Consider the following 341-nt stretch of genomic DNA (forward strand, 5'->3'; position numbering starts at 1 on the left):
GTATCCGGTCTCCGAGAGGAGAACCGGCGCGCCCGTGCGCTCCTGGAACCACCCGGCCATCCCGTAGTGGTCGGGATGGTGGTGTGTGAGCACAATCTGCTCGATGTGCTCGAAGTCAATGCCGCGCTGCTGCAGCACCTCCAGCTAGCGTGCTTCCGCATCCGGGGTATGCAGCCCCGGATCAATCACGGTGTAACCTTGGCTGCCGCGTACCAGGTAAGCGTTCACCCAGCGCAGCGGGAAAGGCGGCGGCACCTTTACTTGCGTTATTTCATCCGTATGCACGGCCACGATGTTCATTTGCCAGTCATCCTTCCTTACGCCCCACGAAAATCATCCGG

1 pseudogene is annotated in these 341 nt (G+C 60.7%); it reads right to left on the reverse strand.

From position 1 onward, the window contains the following. Window positions 1-300 (reverse strand): annotated as a pseudogene (locus KVT27_RS24010) (MBL fold metallo-hydrolase); the annotation flags it as partial. Between the last annotated feature and the right edge of the window lie 41 nt (window positions 301-341).

The organism is Lysinibacillus sp. GbtcB16, from assembly GCF_019091145.1.
In the GTDB taxonomy this organism is placed as follows: Bacteria; Bacillota; Bacilli; order Bacillales_A; family Planococcaceae; genus Lysinibacillus; species Lysinibacillus fusiformis.